Here is a 21049-nt window from a genome sequence, read left to right on the forward strand (position 1 = left end):
CATTATAGCAAAAAACAACAGAAAGTACTTTGATGATGTCGTATAGTTTTATGTAAAATGAGTCATTAGTCTGTTTAGTGCTTCATTTTTAGCAGTTTGGTGGCGATCAAATGGAAGATTTTGGAAGAGATTTTTATAATTGATAGTTTTTGGAAGATAATGCTTGACAATGATAAATAATGCTTGTATAATGATAACGCAAGCGGTTACAAAACAAAAAGTTTTTAGTGAAAAAGGGATTAGGTCGTCATACTTCCTAATTAAACTACCACTAAAATGTTAGGATTGTTATGTTAAAAAAGGCTAGAAAAGAAAAGATTTTAGACCTAGTGAACCATAGTGGTTATGTCACATTAGAATTTTTAGCTCAAGAGTTAGAGACGAGTGAATCGACAGTTAGACGAGATTTGACTGAGCTAGATCACACGCATAAACTTAAACGACTGCACGGTGGTGCTGAAAGTCTTGAGAGTCTTCGCTATGAAGAGAATGTTGCTGAAAAGTCTGTCAAGCACGTCGCAGAAAAACGTTTGATAGCTAAAAAAGCTGTTGAAAAACTTGAAGATGGTGATGTGATTTTTATGGATGCCGGAACCACGGTAGCCATGATGACACCATACATATCCGATGTGGGTAATCTGACAGTCGTGACTAATTCAGTGCATACAGCCTCAGAATTACTAGATCGACAGATTAAAACGATTGTTATCGGAGGTGTTGTTAAGGCAACAACAGATGCTGTCACTGGAAATGTCGCCGTCCAGCAAATCATGTCATTTAACTTTAGTAAGGCCTTTGTCGGGGCTAATGGTATTTCACGTGATGGTGGTATCACAACGCCAGATGACGAAGAAGCGACGATTAAGCGATTGGTTTTAGGGCAAGCTAAAAAGAAATTTATACTTGCTGACAGTTCAAAATTAGGTAAAATTTATTTTGCAAAAATTGCAGAATTTGATAAAAGTATTGAGATAATAACGGAGGAAATCAATGATTTACACAGTAACACTTAACCCATCTATTGACTTTTTAGTCAGATTACCAGAATTTAAAGTGGGTGAAGTTAACCGCATGACGAGTGACGATAAATTCCCAGGTGGTAAAGGGATTAATGTTTCACGTATCCTATCTCGTATTGATTCAAGTTCGACAGCATTTGGTTTTCTTGGTGGATTTACTGGTGAGTTTATCAAAACGAAGTTGGAAGCTGAACAAATCGTGACAGATTTTGTAACTATTACATCAGATACAAGAATCAATGTTAAGATTAAGTCTGACATTGAAAGTGAAATTAATGGTGCTGGTCCAGAGATAACAGATGCAGAGCGTGCAGCTTTCATCGATAAATTATCAGTATTGAAACCTTCAGATATCGTTGTATTGGCTGGTTCTGCACCAGCAAGTCTAGGTCAAAATTTTTATCTAGATGTTATTGAAAAAATAAAATCACAAGGTGCAGAATTTGTCATCGATATTGAAGGTGACGTACTTGTGAAATCACTTGCCAATAAACCATTAGTGGTAAAACCCAATAATCATGAACTTGGCGCGATTTATGGTGTGACATTTGATTCAGTTGAAGAGCTTATTCCTTATGGACATAAACTTTTAACTGATGGTGCACAATACGCAATGATTTCTATGGCTGGAGATGGTGCACTCCTTTTTGCAGATGGCAAAACTTATTTTGCCAAAGCTGTTAAGGGTGTTGTGAAAAATTCAGTGGGTGCAGGTGATTCTATGATTGCTGGTTTTGTAGGTGAATTTGCAAAATCACATGATGCAGTTAAGGCCTTTAAACAAGGTGTTGCCTGTGGTACTGCAACAGCGTTTTCAGATGATTTAGCTTCAGCAGCATTCATCGAAGAAATCGCTAAACAGGTTGTTGTTGAAGAACGGTAATTAGGATTTATATTATAGTTTTTATATTAGAAAGGTTTTCTTATGAAAATTCAGGATTTATTACAAAAAAATGCGATGATTCTCTCGCTTTCTGCAACTGATAAAGCTGGTGCCATTACAGAAATGGTCCAAAAATTAGTAGATACAGGGTATGTGACTGATTTTGAACAGTTTAAAGCTGGTATCTTAGCTAGAGAGGCACTAACGTCAACTGGTCTTGGTGAAGGTATCGCGATGCCTCACAGCAAAAATAGTGCTGTAAAAGAAGCTGTTGTACTCTTTGCTAAAAAACCAGGTGGTCTTGACTATGAATCATTAGATGGTCAACCAACTGATTTATTCTTTATGATTGCTGCACCAGAAGGTGCTAATGATACACATTTGGCAGCTCTTGCAGAACTTTCTCAGTATCTCATGAAAGATGGCTTTGCAGATGCACTTCGTACAAAAAATACACCTGATGAAGTGTTAGCAGCGTTTAATTCAGCAGAATCTGAAAAAACTGAAGAAGTGGTTGAACCAGTTAAAGCTGATCAAGACTTTGTCGTTGCTGTTACTGCTTGTACAACAGGTATCGCACACACTTACATGGCTGAAGAAGCTTTGAAAAAACAAGCCAAAGAGATGGGCGTTGCGATTAAAGTTGAAACAAATGGTGCATCTGGTGTAGGTAATCGCCTAACAGCAGAAGATATTCAAAAAGCAAAAGGTGTTATCATTGCTGCTGATAAAGCCGTAGAAATGGAACGTTTCGATGGTAAACCATTGATTGCAAAACCAGTTGCAGCGGGTATCCGTGAGCCTGAAAACTTGATTAACCAAGCTGTTTCTGGTAACTTACCACTATATAAAGCAACAGGTGAAAGCAGTGAAGAAGCTTCTGAAGCTAAACTAAGTCTTGGTAAAGCCTTCTACAAACACCTTATGAGTGGTGTATCAAGTATGTTACCATTTGTTATCGGTGGTGGTATTGCAATTGCGATTGCATTCTTGATTGATAACGGTATGGGTGTACCTAAAGATCAGCTACATAATCTTGGTAGTTACCATGAACTTGCTTCTACCTTCAAACAATTAGGTGGTGCAGCATTTGGCTTCATGTTACCGGTCTTGGCTGGTTATATCGCCTACTCTATTGCTGAAAAACCAGGTTTGGTAGCAGGTTTTGTTGCTGGTGCAATTGCTTCAAATGGCTTAGCGTTTGGTAAAGTACCATTTGCTAGTGGTGGTGAAAAGACTCTTGCGCTTGCTGGTGTACCGTCAGGTTTCCTAGGCGCACTTGTTGGTGGTTTCTTAGCTGGTGGTGTTATCCTTGTTTTAAGAAAAATCTTTGCAAATGTACCACGTTCACTTAATGGTATTATCTCTATTCTAGTTTACCCAGTACTTGGTGTATTGATCACAGGTTTCCTTATGTTATTTGTGAACATTCCAATGGCAGCGATCAACAGTGGTCTTACAAGCTTCCTAAATAGTCTTTCAGGTGCGAATGCAGTTGTCTTAGGTGCTATTCTTGGTGGTATGATGGCGATCGATATGGGTGGACCATTTAACAAAACAGCTTATGTATTTGGTACTGGTACACTTGCAGCAACAGTAGCGAGCGGTGGATCTATCGTGATGGCATCTGTTATGGCAGGTGGTATGGTACCACCTCTTGCAGTATTCGTTGCAACTTTACTTTTCAAAAATAAATTTACTAAAGAAGAGCAAAACTCTGGTTTAACAAATATTGTAATGGGTCTATCATTTATTACTGAGGGTGCAATTCCTTTCGGTGCTGCTGACCCTGCACGTGCTATTCCATCATTTGTAATTGGTTCAGCTATCACAGGTGGTCTTGTTGGTGCGCTTGGTATTAAACTAATGGCACCTCATGGTGGTATCTTCGTTATCGCCTTGACAAGTAACCCAGTGATGTACATCGTTGCGGTTGTCATTGGTGCAATCATCTCAGGTGTGATCTTTGGTAGCTTACGTAAAGCTAAATAAATCAACTGATAGATTAAAAAAAAGAACGTCGATGAGACGTTCTTTTTTTATCAGATAGCCATCTTATCAGGATTTGATATCAGTGAATCGATACTAAATAAATGCTCAAGTTGCGCAACCGGTAAAAGTTTATATTTAAAAGCTAAATCGCGTACAGAGCATCTTTTCTGACGTGCTTCTTTGATCAAGTTGGCTGCAGTAGCATACGATAGATATGGCGTAAGTGCTGTAATCATGATATCGCTATGCATCACACTTTCAAGGCAGTAACTCTCGTTAGCTGTTATATCTTGTATGGCATTTATTGACAAAGTTTGTATTGCGTTGGTCAGTAAGTCGATAGATGATAAGATATTTTGGAATAAAATAGGTTCAAAAGCATTTAATTCTAGTTGCCCGCTCTCAACAGCAAAAGTTGCAGTGAGATCGTTTCCTATCACTTGAAAGGCCACTTGTGAGACGACTTCTGGAATGACCGGATTGATTTTGCCAGGCATGATGGAAGAGCCGACTTGTTTAGCGGGTAATTGGATTTCTGTAAATCCTGCTTGGGGGCCACTTGACATCAGTCTTAAATCATTTGATAGCTTAGAGATGGTTGTAGCGATGCCTTTTAAGCGACTTGATACCTGCATAAAACTATCGAGGTTTTGTGTCGCATCTATTAAATCCTCTGCTTGTTTTAGTGGTGTGAAAAAAGATTGATTTAACGTAGGAACAACTTGAGTTAAGTAGTATTGAGAGGCGTTCATACTGGTACCAATAGCGGTACCTCCTAAGTTAACAGTCGTGAGTTCTGACTTGATCGCGATGATACGCTGATATTCACGCTCAATCACTTGTTGATAAGCACCAAAAGATCTACCGAGTGATGTTGGTAAAGCATCTTGTAATTGGGTACGTCCAACTTTTAGGACATCTTTGAATTCGAGAGATTTTTGTTTAAGGGTTTTAGAGAGCAGTTGTAGTGCATTTTCTAACCCTAGTAATAATTCCAGAATGGCCATTTTTCCTGCAGTTGGGAAGACGTCATTTGTGGATTGAGAGCGGTTGACGTGATCGTTAGGATTGATACAGGTGTAGTTACCGAGTGGTTCCCCTAATATCTCAAGTGATCGGTTTGCAATGACTTCGTTCACGTTCATATTGGCAGAGGTACCGGCACCACCCTGTATGGCATCTATGATAAATTGGTTTGCTAATTTTCCTGCCAAAATATCATTACAAGCTGCTATTATAGCGTTTGCTTTGCGGTCGTCTAATTCGTTATTTTGCTGATGTACAATTGCTGCAGCTTTCTTTATTTTTACCATATTCTTAATGAGTAGAGGGTGGAGTGTTTGTTGACTGATTTTAAAGTTTTCACTGGCTCTTTGGGTATGAATGCCATAGTAAGCATCCGCAGGAAGGGTTCTTGTGCCTAAGCTATCTTTTTCAATCCTCGTCATGTCCATTTAGTCTCCTTGTTGTATATGCGTATTTGATTAATAAAGAAATCTTACCATATCAGTATCTTACAGACAATAGATTAAGTAACATAGCGAAATAAATGCTATATGTAGTGATTTTTGCTTAATTAAAGAAAGTTTTCTTAGCATGTGCTATGATATAGTTAAGTCATGATGTAATCACTTAATTAGATAAAAGAGGAGTTTATATGGATGATATCGATAAAACACTGATAAATTTGCTACAGAAACAAGGTCGTATCCCTTTGAAGAAACTTGCTGAAGCTTGCTTTATTTCTTCTCCAGCAGCATCTGCTAGACTGCAACGCTTAGAAAAACAAGGCATTATTTGTGGGTATCAAGGTATTTTAGACTATAAAAAAATAGGCTATCATATTAAGGCATATGTGAGTTTAGAGGTTAAGCCGGCAGATAAGCTTTCTTTTTATCCATTTATCAAGAGCTGTCCTAATGTTTTGGAGTGTGATTGTGTTACCGGTCCTTATTCTATGTTATTGAAGGTCGTTTTTCCAAGTACTGATGAATTAGACAATTTTATTGGTTTATTACAAAAATATGGTCATACACAAACACAAATTGTCTTTTCAACACCTGTTGCATCACGTGGACTCAGACAAGAGTGAAAAGATGAGATACTTGCAGCTCAGTAGTTCAATCATAAAAAAACTTGAAGATGACTTATCTTCAAGTTTTTAATTTATTTTTATTGACTTATTTCATAGTAGGGAACAAGAGTACATCACGGATGGATTGCGCTCCTGTTAATAACATAACCAAACGGTCGATCCCAATACCAAGACCACCAGTTGGCGGCATACCGTATTCGAGAGACTCAACAAAATCATAGTCGATACCAGTCGCTTCGTCATCACCATTAGCAGCATCACTAGCTTGTTTTTCGAAACGCTCTAGTTGATCGATAGGATCGTTTAATTCTGTAAAGGCGTTACCGAATTCACGTCCAACGATAAAGAGTTCAAAACGGTCAGTGAAGCGGTCATCTTCTGGATTTTTCTTAGCAAGTGGTGAGATATCTACTGGATGTCCGTAGATAAATGTTGGTTGGATAAGCGTTGCTTCAACATATTTTTCAAAGAATTCGTTAACGATATGTCCCCAACGAAAATGTGGTTCAATCTTGATATCATGTTCTTTAGCAACTGCTTTAGCAGCGTCTAAATCTTTAATGTCAAAGAAGTTAACACCAGTTTTTTCATTGATGGCATCAACCATATGAAGGCGTTTGAATGCATCAGAAAGATTGATATCTTGATCATCATAAGAGATGATATCTTTACCAACGGCAGCTTTAGCGACATGTTTGATCAAGCCTTCAGTTAAATTCATCACATCTGTGTAGTCTGTATAAGCAGTATAGACTTCAAGCATAGTGAATTCAGGATTATGAGTTGTATCCATGCCTTCGTTACGGAAAACACGACCGATTTCATAAACTTTTTCCATGCCACCTACGATAAGGCGTTTGAGATGAAGTTCTAAAGCGATACGCAAAGCCATGTCGATATCTTGTGCGTTATGGTGTGTCATAAACGGTCTAGCAGCTGCACCACCAGCTTCATTATGAAGAACAGGTGTTTCAACTTCTAAATAATCATGACTGTCTAAGTAACGTCTAACTTCTGAAATAATTTTACTACGTGAGACAAAACGATCAAAGCTTTCACGATTAGAAATTAGGTCTAAGTAGCGTTTGCGGTACTTAGTTTCAGTATCAGTTAAGCCGTGGTATTTTTCAGGTAAGGGACGTAATGCTTTAGATAAGAAAGTAATGTTGTCAGCTTTGATTGACAATTCTCCCATATCAGTACGCATCACTTCACCTTCAACACCATAAAAGTCGCCTAAATCTGCGTGTTTAAAGATATCGTAAGCTTCGTCACCGACATTATCTTTACGAACGTAGATTTGAATTTGCCCTTCACGGTCTTGGATATGGGCAAAGGATACTTTACCTTTACCACGTTTTGTCATGATACGGCCAGCGATAGTTGCTCGCTCAGCTAAATCATGTAAGTCTTCTTTTGATTTATCTGCATAGGTTTGATTTAAACTTGCAGAGTTTGCAGTACGCTCAAAACGTTTACCAAATGGATCAAGTCCAGCTTCGCGAATTGTTTCCAATTTTTCGCGCCTCACAAGCATCTGGTCGTTTAGTTCTACTGTAGTTTCGTCAGCCATTTTATCCCTCATTTCAAAAAGTTCACTGCTTTCATTTTACCATATTACCACGTGTTTGTGTAGCTATCAATGCGTAAATGATGATCATCTGAATAAAAATATTAAAGTGTCTGTAACAAACTTTCGGATAAACTTGCCGATGAAAAAGGCCTCCCTATTTGTGCAAAGAGAGACCTTTTATGCAAAATGAATTGGTATCAATATTTGGCGAAAAACTCTGATATTTTGGCATAATAGCCAGCTTTATCGGTTGTTAAAGATTGTGAATGTTTAGCATGTTTAACAATCCAGAGCATTTTAGGCCCTTTTGTTGCTGCATAATTATCGTGAACCATAGCAGTTGGCACGAAATCATCAGCATCCCCATGTATAAATAATGTTGGAAGCTTATTGTGTGATAATGCAACGAGCGAGCTTGCTTCTGGACTGCCATAAGTAAAACCGGCACTTAGTTTAGAGATGGCAGATACTTCATATAAAATCGGAAAAGCTGGCAAGCCATACATGCTTTTAGCTTGATAACGTAATTCATCCCATACAGAACTATAGCCGCAGTCTTCAATGATGCGTTTCACATTTTTAGGTAAGTCTTGTCCTGAAGCCATCATCACTGTGGCAGCTCCCATAGAAAGACCAAAATAGGTAATCTCAGAGTTGGCATTTTGTTTGACGAGACGCTCTGTCCATTTAATCAAATCACGACTATCAGTTACCCCATAACCAATTAACTTGCCTTCTGAGGCGCCATGCGCACGATTATCAGGCATGAGGACATTATAGCCCAACTTATGAAATAACATCCCGTAAGCAGCCATCTCTTCTTTTTTAGCATTAAATCCATGAACGACAATCACAGTTTTATTTGTTGTTTTTTCAGCTGGTACATACCAAGCCGTCAACTTTAAGTTATCGTTAGTTAATGTCAACGTCTCTTTATTAAGGTTAAGAAACTCTTTTTCATCTTGGTAAATAGGAGATGATGTTGGAGTATTACTTTCATTAATAAAGGACTTAGGGCCTCGGACTTGGGCTACTTTGAAAAAATAAAGACTTGCAGCAATCGATATGACAATGAGTATAATGATAAAAAATAGACATAATTTTAATAGTAGTTTCATTCCTATATTATAACAAATTTTTTGACAAATCCACCTAATATGACCATGATTTTTGTCACATCTATCATTTTCATGGGAATGAACCAGAAGGTCACCAGTTTAAAAAAGTTAAACTAGTTATAAATAACATCAGTTGACTTCATATCATATGCTGAGAAGATCAGGCATATTTTATAATTTTTGCCTAAAAACTGAAGGAAAAGATAGATGATTGAAATGCCTTTTATTTAGAGACGTGTGCGCCATCATCATAAGTGTGAGTTTCATCTTAATGCAAGTCTATTTAAATTTGAAAATACCACAGTACATCGATTAAGGAAAATGAATGGTGTTTTTGCGTATGCTGGTCTTACTTGTAGTGATGGAAGATGATGAGATTATAGAAAGAGGTGATCAGGATACCTTGATGGCTGAAAACAGTTTTTATACTGACTTATATCACTCGCAATTTGAAATTGTGACTTAAGGGGTTGCAAAACAGTTAACCGATAACAAGTATGCTTGTTGAGTGTTTCGCTTAATTAAAAAAAATATAACAGACCCCTTTACAAGTGTTCTGCTTTGCGTTACAATAAGTTTGTAAAAAAAATAAAATAATCATTGTTAGATGAGGCTCCTATACTGGAAATATGCTACTGCCGCGAAATGTCGAGAGACGCCAAGCTGGTCAAACAAAATAAATCGTGAAGGTTTATTTCAACGTAGCTAGAAAATTTTCTTACGCCGTATAGTGCTAAAGTTCAACGATAGGCTAATATGCACTGATAACTAAAAAGGAATCAGGTGCATCAACTTATTGTTGGTGTGCTGGATTCCTTTTATTTTGCATGAAAAGCTTGCTAAATAAGCAGTCGTTGCTTAATATCTTTTCATGCAAAATAAAGTGATCAGCTCATCCAGCTAATTTCTTAACCTTTAAGACAATGATGCAAGGAAAGAAAATACGTTAACAGGTCATACGCTCATCGCTTTACCCGGTTGTAACTGTGGAGAGTAGATGTGTCTGTGTATCGTTAACCGTAAAGAGGTCTAAAATGGAAAAAAAGACAAAAGCATTTGAATTACAAGAGCTTGCGCTAACGCCAGCACAACAATTATTTGGTACGTTAGCTAGCTCCAAAGATGGTATAACAAGTGCTGAGGCCAAGCAACGCCTAGAGACAGTAGGGATGAATATCGTTGCGTCACAACAACCAATCCCTGCTTGGAAGATCTGGGTCAATGCACTCAAAGATCCCTTTGTGATTGTTTTGATATTTTTAGCATTAGTATCTGTCTTGACAAATGATTATGAAGCTGCGATCGTGATGAGTTTGATGGTGATTTGTTCAGTTTCAATCAGTTTTTATCAAGAATACGCAAGCCAAAAAACCAGTATTAATTTACGAGAAATGATTGAAAATACTGCAGCAGTCATTCGGGATGGTGAGCGTCAAAAAATTCCGATGGATGAGGTTGTACCTGGTGATATCGTCAAGTTACATACAGGAGATATGATTCCAGCAGATGGGATATTGCTCGCATCTAATGATTTATTTATTAATCAAAGTTCTCTAACTGGAGAGTCTTTGCCAGTTGAAAAGTTCCCAATCGTCGCAGAAACGAGAGCAGACTATTTGGATAAAGCTGCTGTTGATCTGCCAAATCTTTTATTCATGGGGACAGATGTCTTGAGTGGTCAAGGTGATATTCTGATTTTGAAAACTGGTCAAGCAACATTTTTTGGTGATATTGCCCAAAGTGCAACAGGTAGCAAGGGTGATACAGCTTTTGAAGTTGGCTTAAAAAAGGTTAGTGGTCTATTATTAAAAATGATAGCCGTACTATTTCCAGTTGTTTTTGTTTTGAATGTCATCACAAAACATGATGTTAGTAATGCCTTTTTCTTTGCTATTGCGGTTGCAGTTGGGTTAACACCTGAAATGCTACCAATGATTGTGAATTCAAATTTAGCTAAAGGTGCGCAAAAACTTGCTAAAGAAAAAGTTATTGTCAAAAAATTATCAGCCATCCAAAACTTAGGTGCAATGGATATTCTCTGTACAGATAAAACAGGGACAATTACAGAAGATCGTGTTGTCTTGATGCATTATGTTGGCCCTTTTGGTGATGAGAGTGAGAATGTGTTGAATTATGCCTTTCTCAATTCTAAATATCAAACAGGCTGGCGTAATTTAATGGATGTCGCGGTACTTGATTATTTTGCTAAAAATAAAAAAGTACTCCCTTTTGGTGAAGTCAGTAAAATAGATGAGATTCCATTTGATTTTTCTAGACGCCGTTTATCAGTCGCTTTAGCATTAGGTGACGAGCGTGTGATGATCACTAAGGGTGCTGTTGAAGAAATGGCAGAAGTGTGTGATTCTGTTCTTGTCAATGGTGAAAAATTAGCTTTAACTGATGCGTTAGTTGAACAAATGAAAGCTGTTAATAAACGCATGAATCAAGATGGCATGCGCGTGATTACAGTCGCTAAAAAAACGATTGATACAGATACGATAGAGAAATCTGACGAAAAGAACTTAACAATTTTAGGGTTTATAGGATTTTTAGACCCTGCTAAAAAATCTGCTATTACAGCAATCTCTTCTTTGCAACAGCACGGTGTAACTGTTAAAGTCTTAACAGGAGATAACGCGATTGTTGCGCAAAAAGTTTGTGCAGATGTAGGGATTGACGCGAGTGATTATCTATTAGGTACTGATATTGATGAGATGTTGGACGATGAATTAACAGCTAAGGCTGAAGACATCCATCTATTTGCCAAACTGAACCCGATGCAAAAAGAGCGTGTGATTAGCTTGCTCAAGAAAAAAGGTCACACGGTAGGGTTTATGGGAGATGGGATTAATGATGCACCTTCTTTAAGATCTGCAGATGTAGGGATATCGGTTGATACAGCAGCCGATATCACCAAAGATGCCAGCACGATTATCTTATTAGAAAAAAGCTTGCAAGTCTTAGAAATCGGTGTGCAAGAAGGCCGAAGTGTCTTTGTTAATATGATGAAATATATTAAAATCACCTTGAGTTCAAACTTTGGGAATGTCTTCTCTATTTTGATTGCTAGTGTATTTCTGCCATTTCTACCGATGTTATCAATGCAATTATTAGTCCAAAATTTGGTCTACGATGTTGCGCAATTAGCGATTCCATGGGATCATGTAGATAAAGAAGAAATTGAAAAACCTGTTACTTGGAACATGAATAATATGTTTAGATTTACAGTGTTGATTGGTCCTGTCAGCTCTATTTTTGATGTGTTAACATTTATCATTCTTTATTTTGGCTTCCACTATAACACAGTTGCCAGTCAAGGTAATTTTCAAAGTGGTTGGTTCGCAGTTGGGTTAATCACACAAACCCTCGCATTCCATGTGTTACGTACTAAAAAGTTACCGTTTGTCAAAAGTTTTGCCAGCTTACCAGTATGTTTAACAACCATTGGTGTATTTATCGTAGGTGGGATTTTGAGTTTAAGCGAAATGGGCCATTACTTCAAGCTGGAATTGCTACCGATTCATTACTGGTTAATTTTTCCGCTTATCGTGATCGGATATTTAATCACGTTACAATTTGCTAAGACAATTTACCAAAAAAATATCTAAATCTTTTTTATCAGAGGTAAATTTGATATAATTAGCAGTGAAAATAAAATGATTGATTAGAATAAAGAGGAAAATAATATGTCTAAAATTTTAGTTTTTGGTCACCAAAATCCTGACACTGATGCGATTGGATCATCGTATGCTTTTGCAGAATTATCACGTTTACGTGGTTTAGAAGGTGCTGAAGTGGTTGCACTTGGTGAAGTGAATGAGGAAACTGCTTTTGCATTGGATTATTTTGGTGTAACAGCACCTCGTATTGTGACCTCAGCTAAAGCAGAAGGGGCTGACAGTGTCATTTTAACTGACCATAATGAGTTCCAACAATCTATCTCAGATATAAAAGATGTCACAATTTTAGGTGTCGTTGATCACCATCGTGTGGCAAATTTTGAAACTGAGTCGCCATTGTTTATGATTTTAGAGCCAGTCGGTTCAGCATCATCTATTGTCTATCGTCAGTTTAAAGCAGATGGACATACTATTCCTAAAGCAACTGCGGGCTTACTTTTATCAGGATTGATTTCCGATACACTATTATTGAAATCACCAACAACGCATCAAACAGACTATAAAGTTGCTGAAGAATTAGCTGCGCTTGCAGGGGTTGATCTTGAAACTTACGGGCTTGCCTTGTTAAAAGCAGGTACTAACTTAGCAACTAAAACACCTGAAGAGTTGATTGATATCGATGCTAAAACTTTTGAGTTGAATGGACAAGCCGTTCGTGTTGCCCAAGTAAATACAGTCGATATTCCTGAAGTTTTGACACGTCAATCAGAAATTGAAGCGGCAATCAAAACGTCAATGGCAGAAAATGGCTACGCTGATTTTGTATTTATGATCACAGATATTGTTAATTCAAATTCAGAAATTTTAGCATTAGGCGCAAACACTGATAAAATAGAAGCTGCATTTGATTTCAAACTTAATGATAATCATGCTTTCTTGGCTGGTGCAGTGTCTCGTAAGAAACAAGTCGTACCACAATTAACAGAGTCTTATAACAAATAATCAGATAGAAAAAGTGGTATAAACCCACTTTTTTTGGTTGTCAAAAATCTGGCAGACTAGACGTGTGAGCACTGAGCAACAGAATTAAATTATGGTGGTATGCATGAGGTGTTAGGGACATAAAAATATAAGAAAATAGCTGTCTTATTTTGACAGCTATTTTCTTATATCAGGTTACTTTTTTGAGGTAGCACAAAGTGATGGCCATCGACCACTTCGATTTGTACCGGTTCTTGGTAGAAATCAGTCAAACTATCAGCTGTTAAGAGTTGGGCAGGTGTCCCACTATTGACGACTTTACCATCTCTTAAAAACAAGAGTTTTTGAAAATCGTCTGTGATTTCATCAGGATGGTGGGTAATATAAATCAAAGTAGGTGCATCTGCCAATTGTGTAATCTGATGTAATTGCGTCAATAGCCTAGATTTAGCAAATAAATCTAGGCCGTTTGTCGCTTCATCTAGAATCAAAATCTCAGGTTTTATCATCAAACTGCGTGCAATCAACAATAATTGTTTTTCTCCTTGAGATAAGGTACCGTAAATTCTGCCAATTAGTTCACCAGCACCGATTTGCTTCATAAGCTCTCGTGCTACAGCCAAATCATCTTCTGAAAAAGCTTTGTACAGCATAGACGAGTTGTATTTACCAGTCAAAACAAGATTTTCAGAAACGATATCAGGTCGAAAACGTTCAGCGATAAATGAGCCAACAATACCGATTTTAGCACGGAGTTCAGGAATTCGATCTTGTCCAAATCTTGTCCCCAATACAGTGATCTCACCAGAGGTTTTCCAGTTTTCGGCCATTATAAGTTTGATTAGGTTAGATTTTCCTGACCCATTACGACCCATAATCACCCAGTGTTCATTTTTTTGAACAGTCCAGTTGATATTTTCTAAAATTTTCTTTTGGTTTCGGATGAACGTCACATTTTTGAGTGTAATAATGGCCATATCGTACCTATTCCTTACTTAAATTTGAGTTATCTACTATCATTCTCATTTTAAATATTATACAATAATAGTTAGGAGAATAACAAGATGAAATGGTCTTTACAAGAACTAAATAAAAAAGAATCAGTTACCTTTGATACAACGTTTGAGCTAAGCAGTGATCTGCAAAAGCGCGACCCAGAAATTCTAGGTATATCACCTATTGTTGTCAAGGGGAGAGTGGATGCATCTAATGGGATATATAGCTTAACCTATGCTGCGGACTATTGTTTAACCATGCCGTCCAGCAGAAGTTTGGCACCCGTTGACGTACCGATGACACTCAACGTAGCAGAACTCTTTACGACTCAGGCATATTTTGAAACACACCAAGCAGATTTAGATGCTGATGTGCTTTTCATTTTGGATAAAGATTTAATAGATTTAACAGAATCAGTGGCTGATAACATTTTATTAGAAATACCGCTACAGGTATTAACGCAAGAAGAGAAGCAAACTGATGTATTACCTTCAGGAACAGCTTGGCAGGTATTATCTGAAGAAACTTATAAGCAGATGCAAGCTGAGGAAGAACAAGTTGACAAACCGACGGCTTTTTCTCAACTTGATGGGCTATTTGACTAATATGAGCTACATATCCGATAACGGTGGGAATTTCCTTTCCGTTTTTTATTTTTGGCGGATTAAATTGTGTGCTGGTATGTTTGTTTAAAAAAACTTTATGATAATGACAAAAAAATTAAGTTTTTTTCGTTTTGGGCTTGAAAAATAATTAAAATTATATTATAATTAATACTCATAAGAAATAATTATAATAATAGGATGAAATAGGAGAATATGCAATGACGCAAGCAAACTTTGGTGTGGTTGGTATGGCTGTAATGGGTCGAAATCTCGCACTAAATATTGAATCTCGTGGATATACAGTCGCAATTTTTAATCGCTCAAAAGAAAAAACTGAAGATGTGATCCAATCGCATCCAGAAAAAAAAATCGTTGCGAGCTATGATATTGCATCATTCGTGGCATCAATTGAAAAACCAAGACGTATCATGTTGATGGTTCAAGCAGGACCTGGTACAGATGCAACGATTCAAAATCTCTTGCCTCACTTAGATAAAGGGGACATCCTAATTGATGGTGGGAATACATTCTATAAAGATACAGAGCGTCGTAATGCTGAACTAGCTGATTCAGGCATTAATTTCATCGGAACAGGCGTTTCAGGTGGAGAAAAAGGAGCTTTAGAAGGTCCGTCTATCATGCCTGGTGGTCAAAAAGAAGCATATGAATTAGTCAAAGATGTCTTAGAAGAAATCTCAGCTAAAGCACCAGAAGATGGTAAACCATGTGTGACATATATTGGACCTGCAGGTGCTGGGCATTATGTCAAAATGGTACACAATGGGATTGAATATGGTGATATGCAATTAATTGCAGAGTCATATGATTTGATGCAACGTTTGTTGGGCTTAACGGCAGCTGATATGCAAAAAGTATTCGCTGAGTGGAATAAAGGTGAATTAGATAGCTATCTAATCGAGATCACAACAGATATCTTAACGCACCAAGATGACCAAGGACAAGATGGACCAGTTGTTGATTACATTTTAGATGCAGCAGGCAATAAAGGAACAGGGAAATGGACAAGTCAGTCTGCACTTGATTCTGGCGTGCCACTACCTTTGATTACAGAATCAGTTTTTGCGCGTTACATCTCTGCTTATAAAGATGAACGTGTCGTGGCAAGTAAAGTCCTAACAGGTCCAGACTATAAATTTGATGGTGATAAAGCTGAGTTGATTGAAAAAATTCGCCAAGCGCTTTATTTCTCAAAAATTATGTCATATGCACAAGGATTTGCACAACTGCGAGTTGCTTCTAATGAAAATAATTGGGATTTGCCATTTGGAGAAATTGCTGAAATTTGGCGTGCAGGTTGTATCATTCGCGCACGTTTCTTACAAAAAATTACAGATGCGTATGGTCGTAATGAAGCATTAGACAATTTATTGTTGGATGAATATTTTAAGGATATCACAGCAAAATATCAACAAGCAGTTCGTGAAGTTGTTGCAATTGCGGTTCAAGCGGGTGTTCCAGTACCAACATTTTCTAGCGCAATAGCTTATTTTGATAGCTATCGTTCAGAAAATTTACCTGCAAACTTGATCCAAGCGCAAAGAGATTATTTTGGCGCGCATACCTACCAACGTAAAGACAAACCAGGGACGTATCACTATTCTTGGTATGAAGAAAAATAATCAGCATACGCGTGTTTAACTAGAAAAAGATAAAACAAACAATCTTTTTAGATTGATTGCTAATAAGGTGGTGCTTGAGAAGACAGGCCGGTTTTAGTAATCGTTCAAAAATCTATATTTTCAACTAGGCATATGTATTTGCTCGTTAATCAATTAGTAATGTTGTAAAGTTATAGTCGACACGTGTAGCTATGACTCGAAAAGTCAGAAAGAAAGAGAAATTAATGGTAAAAAAGATTCTAATTATCGAAGATGAAAAACAATTAGCACGTTTTGTCTCACTTGAGCTTGAACATGAAGGTTATAGTGTTCAAGTACGTCACGATGGTCGTAGTGGATTGGAAGCGGCTGTTTCACAGGACTGGGATATGATCCTTTTGGATTTAATGTTGCCAGAATTAGATGGCTTTGAGGTTGCGCGTCGTTTGCGTAATGAAAAACAAACACCGATTACAATGATGACAGCTCGTGATAGTACAATGGATAAAGTAGCTGGATTAGATATTGGTGCAGATGACTATATCACGAAACCTTTTGCGATTGAAGAGTTATTAGCACGCCTTCGTGCTAACTTCCGTCGTCAAGATCGCGAAATACAAAAACGTAAGAAAACAGATGGTACCACTTTCCGTGATTTAACAATCAATAAGAAAAATCGTCAAGTTGAGCGTGGTGGTGAAGTGATTGATCTGACAAAACGTGAATATGATTTATTGGCAACATTGATGAAAAATGTTAACGATGTGGTAACACGTGAACAACTTGTTCAAAATGTTTGGGGATATGACGAAGGAACTGAAACTAATGTAGTTGATGTGTATATTCGTTATTTACGTAATAAGTTAGATCAAGATGGTAAGGATTCATATATTCAAACTGTCCGTGGTCTAGGCTACATGTTACGTGAAAATAATTAATTTACCAATACGTCGATTGATAATAACGATCATCTATCTTGATGGTCGTTATTGTCGCTTTATCCCCCACTATCAGATAGCTGAGCATAATAGTTATAGAAAAATCAGTAAACTGATAGCTATATAATTTCTTAGGAGAGCATGATGGGTATTTTGCCATCTAAAACAAAACCAGCACCTAAACGAAGCATTAAACTTAAGTGGTCTTTTGCTAACATGCTATTCTGCTTTTTAGTATTTACAATTTTTGCAGTCATTGTCTACCAAACTTCTGTCATCTATTTTTTACAGGGTGAAAAAGAAGACTTAATTAAAGTTGTGGATACAGTTGATAACCATTTATCAGAATCGGATGAAAATTTAAATCCGCAAAATGTATATAAGTATTTGGGGTACCGCGCAGAAGGTGTGCTTGAAACATATTATGATGAATCAGGTCATGAGATAAAATCAGCACGAGAAGTAGGAATTCCTCGAGTAGATTGGCGTTCTTTTCAAGTTTATGATGAAAAGCAACAGCTGATTTTTGCAGCTCAAACAGCAAAACTATCTCTTTACAGTAAAAAAACAACCAAACCGGTTATTGTTAAAATTGGCAATAAAACTGGGTTTATTGTTACACGGACGGTTATATCTAAAAATACTGGTAAAGTGATTGGCTATTTGCAATCCTTCAATGAACTAAACTTTTATTATACGATTCGAAATAAATTACTATTTATCTTGATCGCGCTCGAAGTTGTGGCCATGTTGTGGGCTAATTTTATTGGTTACTTTGTCTCTCATCATTTGTTAAGTCCTTTATCAAGATTGCATGCAGAAATGAAAAAAATTAATCATCTGCCTTCTGGAGAATTTAAAGATATTGAGATCAATACTGGTGATGAAATTGAAGAGTTAGCAGATGTATTTAATGATATGATGCATAAAAAGCAGGAATATTTAGAGGGACAAGAACGCTTTGTTTCAGATGTGAGCCATGAGTTACGAACACCTCTTGCCGTGCTTGACGGTCATATTAATTTGTTACTGCGTTGGGGGAAAGATGATCCTAAACAGTTGACTGAATCACTAGAGGCATCACGACAAGAAATTAAAAAAATGTCTAATATGATTCAAGATATGCTAGATATCGCTAGGTTAAAACATACTGATCGCAGTGAATTGGAATACATATCAGTCGCTTGTAGTATGTCAGATTTAGTGACAAATTTCCGTATTGTCCACCCAACTTTTGATATTGAACTGGAAAATAAGTTGATTTCACCTGGTAAGGCACTCATTCATAAAAATCATTATGATCAAGCCATGACGATTTTGCTAGATAATGCCGTTAAGTATTCAGGAAAGATAGGGAATTATATTAAAGTAACTTTATCTGAAGATGATGATATGATTATCACCAAAGTTCTAGATCATGGGCTTGGGATTTGTAAAGAAGATCAAGCTTATATTTTTGAACGTTTCTTCCGCGCAGACAAAGCGAGAAATAGAGAAATTGGTGGTACAGGGTTAGGACTTGCAATCATTAAAAATATTGCACAGATCTATAAAGGCTCAATCTCTGTTGAGTCACAAGTTGGTAAAGGAGCGGTCTTTACCTTTAAGATTCCTAAAAATAAAGAAAAAATATGATGAAAAAAGCGTTCAAATCTAGCGCTTTTTTTCTTTGGTTGAATATTTGTTTGAATTTTTAGAATATTCACTATTTACAAGTAGCTACTTCTGTGTTAGAATATGAGTTATAACAGATGTCAGAACTTCTGACATAGGCATATGAGTATAAAACTCAGTTTGATATTATTTTAGGAGATTTTCTATGAACTCAGGAAGTATTGCTTTTATCCTTGTGTGTGCTGCTCTGGTGTTATTGATGACACCAGCGCTTGCATTCTTTTATGGTGGTTTAGAACGACGCAAAAATGTGCTAAACACAATGCTTATGGCGGTTATCCCTCTTGGTATAGCGTCTATCTTATGGGTAGTTATCGGCTACAGTTTGTCGTTTTCAGGAGATGGTAGTTGGATTGGTAACTTTAATCACCTATTTTTTGAAGGTGTGAGTATGTCTAAAAATACCTTGCATGGTCTTGAAATTCCAGATGGTTTATTTGGTGGATTCCAAATGATGTTCTCGATTATTACTGTTGCCTTAATTACAGGTTCTGTAGTTGGTCGTATGCGTTTTACACCATTAGTTATTTTTATGGTATTTTGGTTGATTCTAGTTTACTATCCATTAGCACATATGGTATGGGGCGGCGGATTCCTTGCTAAGATTCACTCAATTGACTTTGCTGGTGGGAATGTTGTCCATATTTCATCTGGTGTCAGCGCACTAGTTTTAGCAATTGTACTTGGTCGTCGTCGTGATTATATTCGTCTTGAGTATAGACCTCATAATATTCCGTTTGTTTTACTAGGTGCTGGATTACTTTGGTTTGGTTGGTTTGGCTTTAATGCAGGGTCAGCACTTTCAGCAAATGGGTTAGCAGTACATGCTTTCATGACAACAAATACAGCAGCAGCGGCAGCGATGCTTTCTTGGTTAATTGTTGAAAAAATTATGATTGGTAAACCGACAGTTGTTGGGGCATCAACTGGTTTGGTTATTGGGCTTGTTGCCATCACACCAGGTGCTGGTTTTGTCTCATTATGGTCATCAATCTTGATTGGTGCACTCGTTTCTCCAATTTCATATTACTTTATTTCAGTTGTCAAACATAAATTTGCCTATGATGATGCACTAGATGCTTTTGGTGCTCATGGTATTGGTGGTATGTTCGGAGGTATCATGACAGGTATCTTCACAACACCAGCACTTGCTTTAGAAAAAGGATATTCTGGTTTAATTTATGGTTCTGCTAAACTTTTCGTTGCACAAATCGGTGCGATAGTATTCACAGTCATATTTAGTGCTGTGATGACATTTATAATTATCAAAGTTATTTCACTATTTACAGCAATTAGAGTTAGCGATCGTGCTGAAGCAGTTGGACTTGATGATAGTGAGCATGATGAAACAGCTTATCCAACATTTATGGGTCTTGATAGTTAAGCATTTATAAATGGATAGAGTAAAAGGAGAGTTAAGTAATGAAAAAAGTTGAAGCGATTATCCGCACTGAAAAATTGGAAGATTTAAAAGATGCTTTAGTTAAAAATAATTTAGCGAAAGGTATGACTGTTACGCAAGTTTTAGGCTATGGTAATCAAAAAGGATTTGCTGAATATGTACGTGGTCAAAAATTAAATACAACGTTACTTGCCAAAATTAAAATCGAAATCGTCACTGTTGAAGAACGTATCGGAAAATTAGTTGAAGTTATTCGTGAAACTACTCAGACAGGTGAAGTAGGAGATGGTAAAATCTTTGTTTTACCAGTTGAAAATGTCATTCGTATCCGAACAGGTGAAGAAGGCGGAGATGCTATCTAAAATATAGCGATTATGAAAAAACATTTAGCTTATAGGGCTGGATGTTTTTTTGATTAGATTATGTGAGCTTAACGATACTTAGTGTTGAAAAAATGATGTAAAAACGATAGAATTAAAGGATATGAAGACAGAAATGACAAACAATTTTTGTCACTGAAGCTAAGGGTGCGAT

General features: G+C 37.0%; 17 protein-coding genes and 1 riboswitch. Of the genes, 13 read left to right on the top strand and 4 right to left on the bottom strand.

The window, feature by feature from the left end:
* Positions 1 to 290: 290 nt before the first annotated feature.
* From RU87_RS05145 to RU87_RS05155, 3 genes are read left to right on the top strand one after another with little or no spacing between them, the layout of a single operon-like run.
* Positions 291 to 1013, top strand: coding sequence for a DeoR/GlpR family DNA-binding transcription regulator (locus tag RU87_RS05145; protein WP_082782153.1), 723 nt, complete (start codon positions 291 to 293; stop codon positions 1011 to 1013).
* Positions 991 to 1902, top strand: coding sequence for a 1-phosphofructokinase (gene pfkB / locus RU87_RS05150; RefSeq protein WP_068161958.1), 912 nt, complete (start codon positions 991 to 993; stop codon positions 1900 to 1902). The genes RU87_RS05145 and pfkB overlap by 23 nt, the downstream gene beginning before the upstream one ends.
* 42 nt (positions 1903 to 1944) lie before the next feature.
* Positions 1945 to 3894 carry a PTS fructose transporter subunit IIABC gene (locus RU87_RS05155; protein WP_068161960.1) on the top strand — a complete coding sequence of 650 codons (1950 nt, stop codon included), beginning with the start codon at positions 1945 to 1947 and terminating at the stop codon, positions 3892 to 3894.
* 50 nt (positions 3895 to 3944) lie between these two features.
* Here RU87_RS05155 and RU87_RS05160 read toward each other — a convergent pair whose 3' ends face one another.
* Positions 3945 to 5342, bottom strand: coding sequence for an aspartate ammonia-lyase (locus RU87_RS05160; RefSeq protein ID WP_231860431.1), 1398 nt, complete (start codon positions 5340 to 5342; stop codon positions 3945 to 3947).
* A 209-nt stretch (positions 5343 to 5551) separates the two neighbouring features.
* Here RU87_RS05160 and RU87_RS05165 point away from each other — a divergent pair, with 209 nt between their 5' ends.
* Entirely contained in the window at positions 5552 to 5986 is a 435-nt protein-coding gene (locus RU87_RS05165) for an Lrp/AsnC family transcriptional regulator (protein ID WP_068161967.1), read from the top strand.
* A gap of 88 nt (positions 5987 to 6074) precedes the next feature.
* On the opposite strand, the gene lysS is transcribed toward RU87_RS05165, so the two are convergent.
* Both lysS and RU87_RS05175 read right to left on the bottom strand, forming a co-directional pair.
* A complete protein-coding gene (lysS, locus tag RU87_RS05170; protein WP_068161970.1) occupies positions 6075 to 7562 on the bottom strand; it encodes a lysine--tRNA ligase in 1488 nt (495 codons plus the stop codon).
* Positions 7563 to 7759: 197 nt separating this feature from the next.
* A complete protein-coding gene (locus tag RU87_RS05175; protein ID WP_068161974.1) occupies positions 7760 to 8680 on the bottom strand; it encodes an alpha/beta hydrolase in 921 nt (306 codons plus the stop codon).
* Between the two features lie 340 nt (positions 8681 to 9020).
* On the opposite strand from RU87_RS05175, the gene RU87_RS09885 reads away from it, so the two are divergent.
* The 3 genes from RU87_RS09885 to RU87_RS05185 all read left to right on the top strand — a co-directional run bounded on the left by RU87_RS09885 (position 9021) and on the right by RU87_RS05185 (position 13302).
* Entirely contained in the window at positions 9021 to 9146 is a 126-nt protein-coding gene (locus tag RU87_RS09885) for a hypothetical protein (RefSeq protein ID WP_279626856.1), read from the top strand.
* 126 nt (positions 9147 to 9272) lie between these two features.
* A riboswitch (M-box (ykoK) riboswitch) is annotated at positions 9273 to 9439 on the top strand.
* 227 nt (positions 9440 to 9666) lie between these two features.
* Complete coding sequence (gene mgtA, locus RU87_RS05180) at positions 9667 to 12288, top strand: magnesium-translocating P-type ATPase (protein WP_269447762.1); 2622 nt, start codon at positions 9667 to 9669, stop codon at positions 12286 to 12288.
* A 78-nt stretch (positions 12289 to 12366) separates the two neighbouring features.
* Complete coding sequence (locus RU87_RS05185; protein WP_068161981.1) at positions 12367 to 13302, top strand: manganese-dependent inorganic pyrophosphatase; 936 nt, start codon at positions 12367 to 12369, stop codon at positions 13300 to 13302.
* A 164-nt stretch (positions 13303 to 13466) separates the two neighbouring features.
* Here RU87_RS05185 and RU87_RS05190 read toward each other — a convergent pair whose 3' ends face one another.
* On the bottom strand, positions 13467 to 14258 hold the full coding sequence (locus RU87_RS05190; protein ID WP_068161983.1) for an ABC transporter ATP-binding protein: 792 nt from the start codon (positions 14256 to 14258) through the stop codon (positions 13467 to 13469).
* Between the two features lie 87 nt (positions 14259 to 14345).
* Here RU87_RS05190 and RU87_RS05195 point away from each other — a divergent pair, with 87 nt between their 5' ends.
* From RU87_RS05195 to RU87_RS05220, 6 genes are all read left to right on the top strand, one after another.
* A complete protein-coding gene (locus RU87_RS05195) occupies positions 14346 to 14882 on the top strand; it encodes a YceD family protein (protein ID WP_068161985.1) in 537 nt (178 codons plus the stop codon).
* Positions 14883 to 15100: 218 nt separating this feature from the next.
* Complete coding sequence (gndA, locus tag RU87_RS05200) at positions 15101 to 16522, top strand: NADP-dependent phosphogluconate dehydrogenase (RefSeq protein WP_068161987.1); 1422 nt, start codon at positions 15101 to 15103, stop codon at positions 16520 to 16522.
* A gap of 224 nt (positions 16523 to 16746) precedes the next feature.
* The gene (locus tag RU87_RS05205; RefSeq protein WP_068161990.1) at positions 16747 to 17439 is read left to right on the top strand and encodes a response regulator transcription factor; all 693 of its coding nucleotides are present in this window, start codon (positions 16747 to 16749) and stop codon (positions 17437 to 17439) included.
* Between the two features lie 144 nt (positions 17440 to 17583).
* Positions 17584 to 19074: a HAMP domain-containing sensor histidine kinase gene (locus RU87_RS05210; protein WP_167373829.1), complete on the top strand. Its 1491-nt coding sequence runs from the start codon at positions 17584 to 17586 to the stop codon at positions 19072 to 19074.
* 184 nt (positions 19075 to 19258) lie between these two features.
* Complete coding sequence (locus RU87_RS05215; protein ID WP_068161996.1) at positions 19259 to 20497, top strand: ammonium transporter; 1239 nt, start codon at positions 19259 to 19261, stop codon at positions 20495 to 20497.
* Between the two features lie 38 nt (positions 20498 to 20535).
* Complete coding sequence (locus RU87_RS05220) at positions 20536 to 20877, top strand: P-II family nitrogen regulator (RefSeq protein ID WP_068162000.1); 342 nt, start codon at positions 20536 to 20538, stop codon at positions 20875 to 20877.
* Positions 20878 to 21049: the final 172 nt, after the last annotated feature.

It is taken from the genome of Pseudolactococcus plantarum, from assembly GCF_002441715.1.
Classification (GTDB): Bacteria; Bacillota; Bacilli; order Lactobacillales; family Streptococcaceae; genus Pseudolactococcus; species Pseudolactococcus plantarum.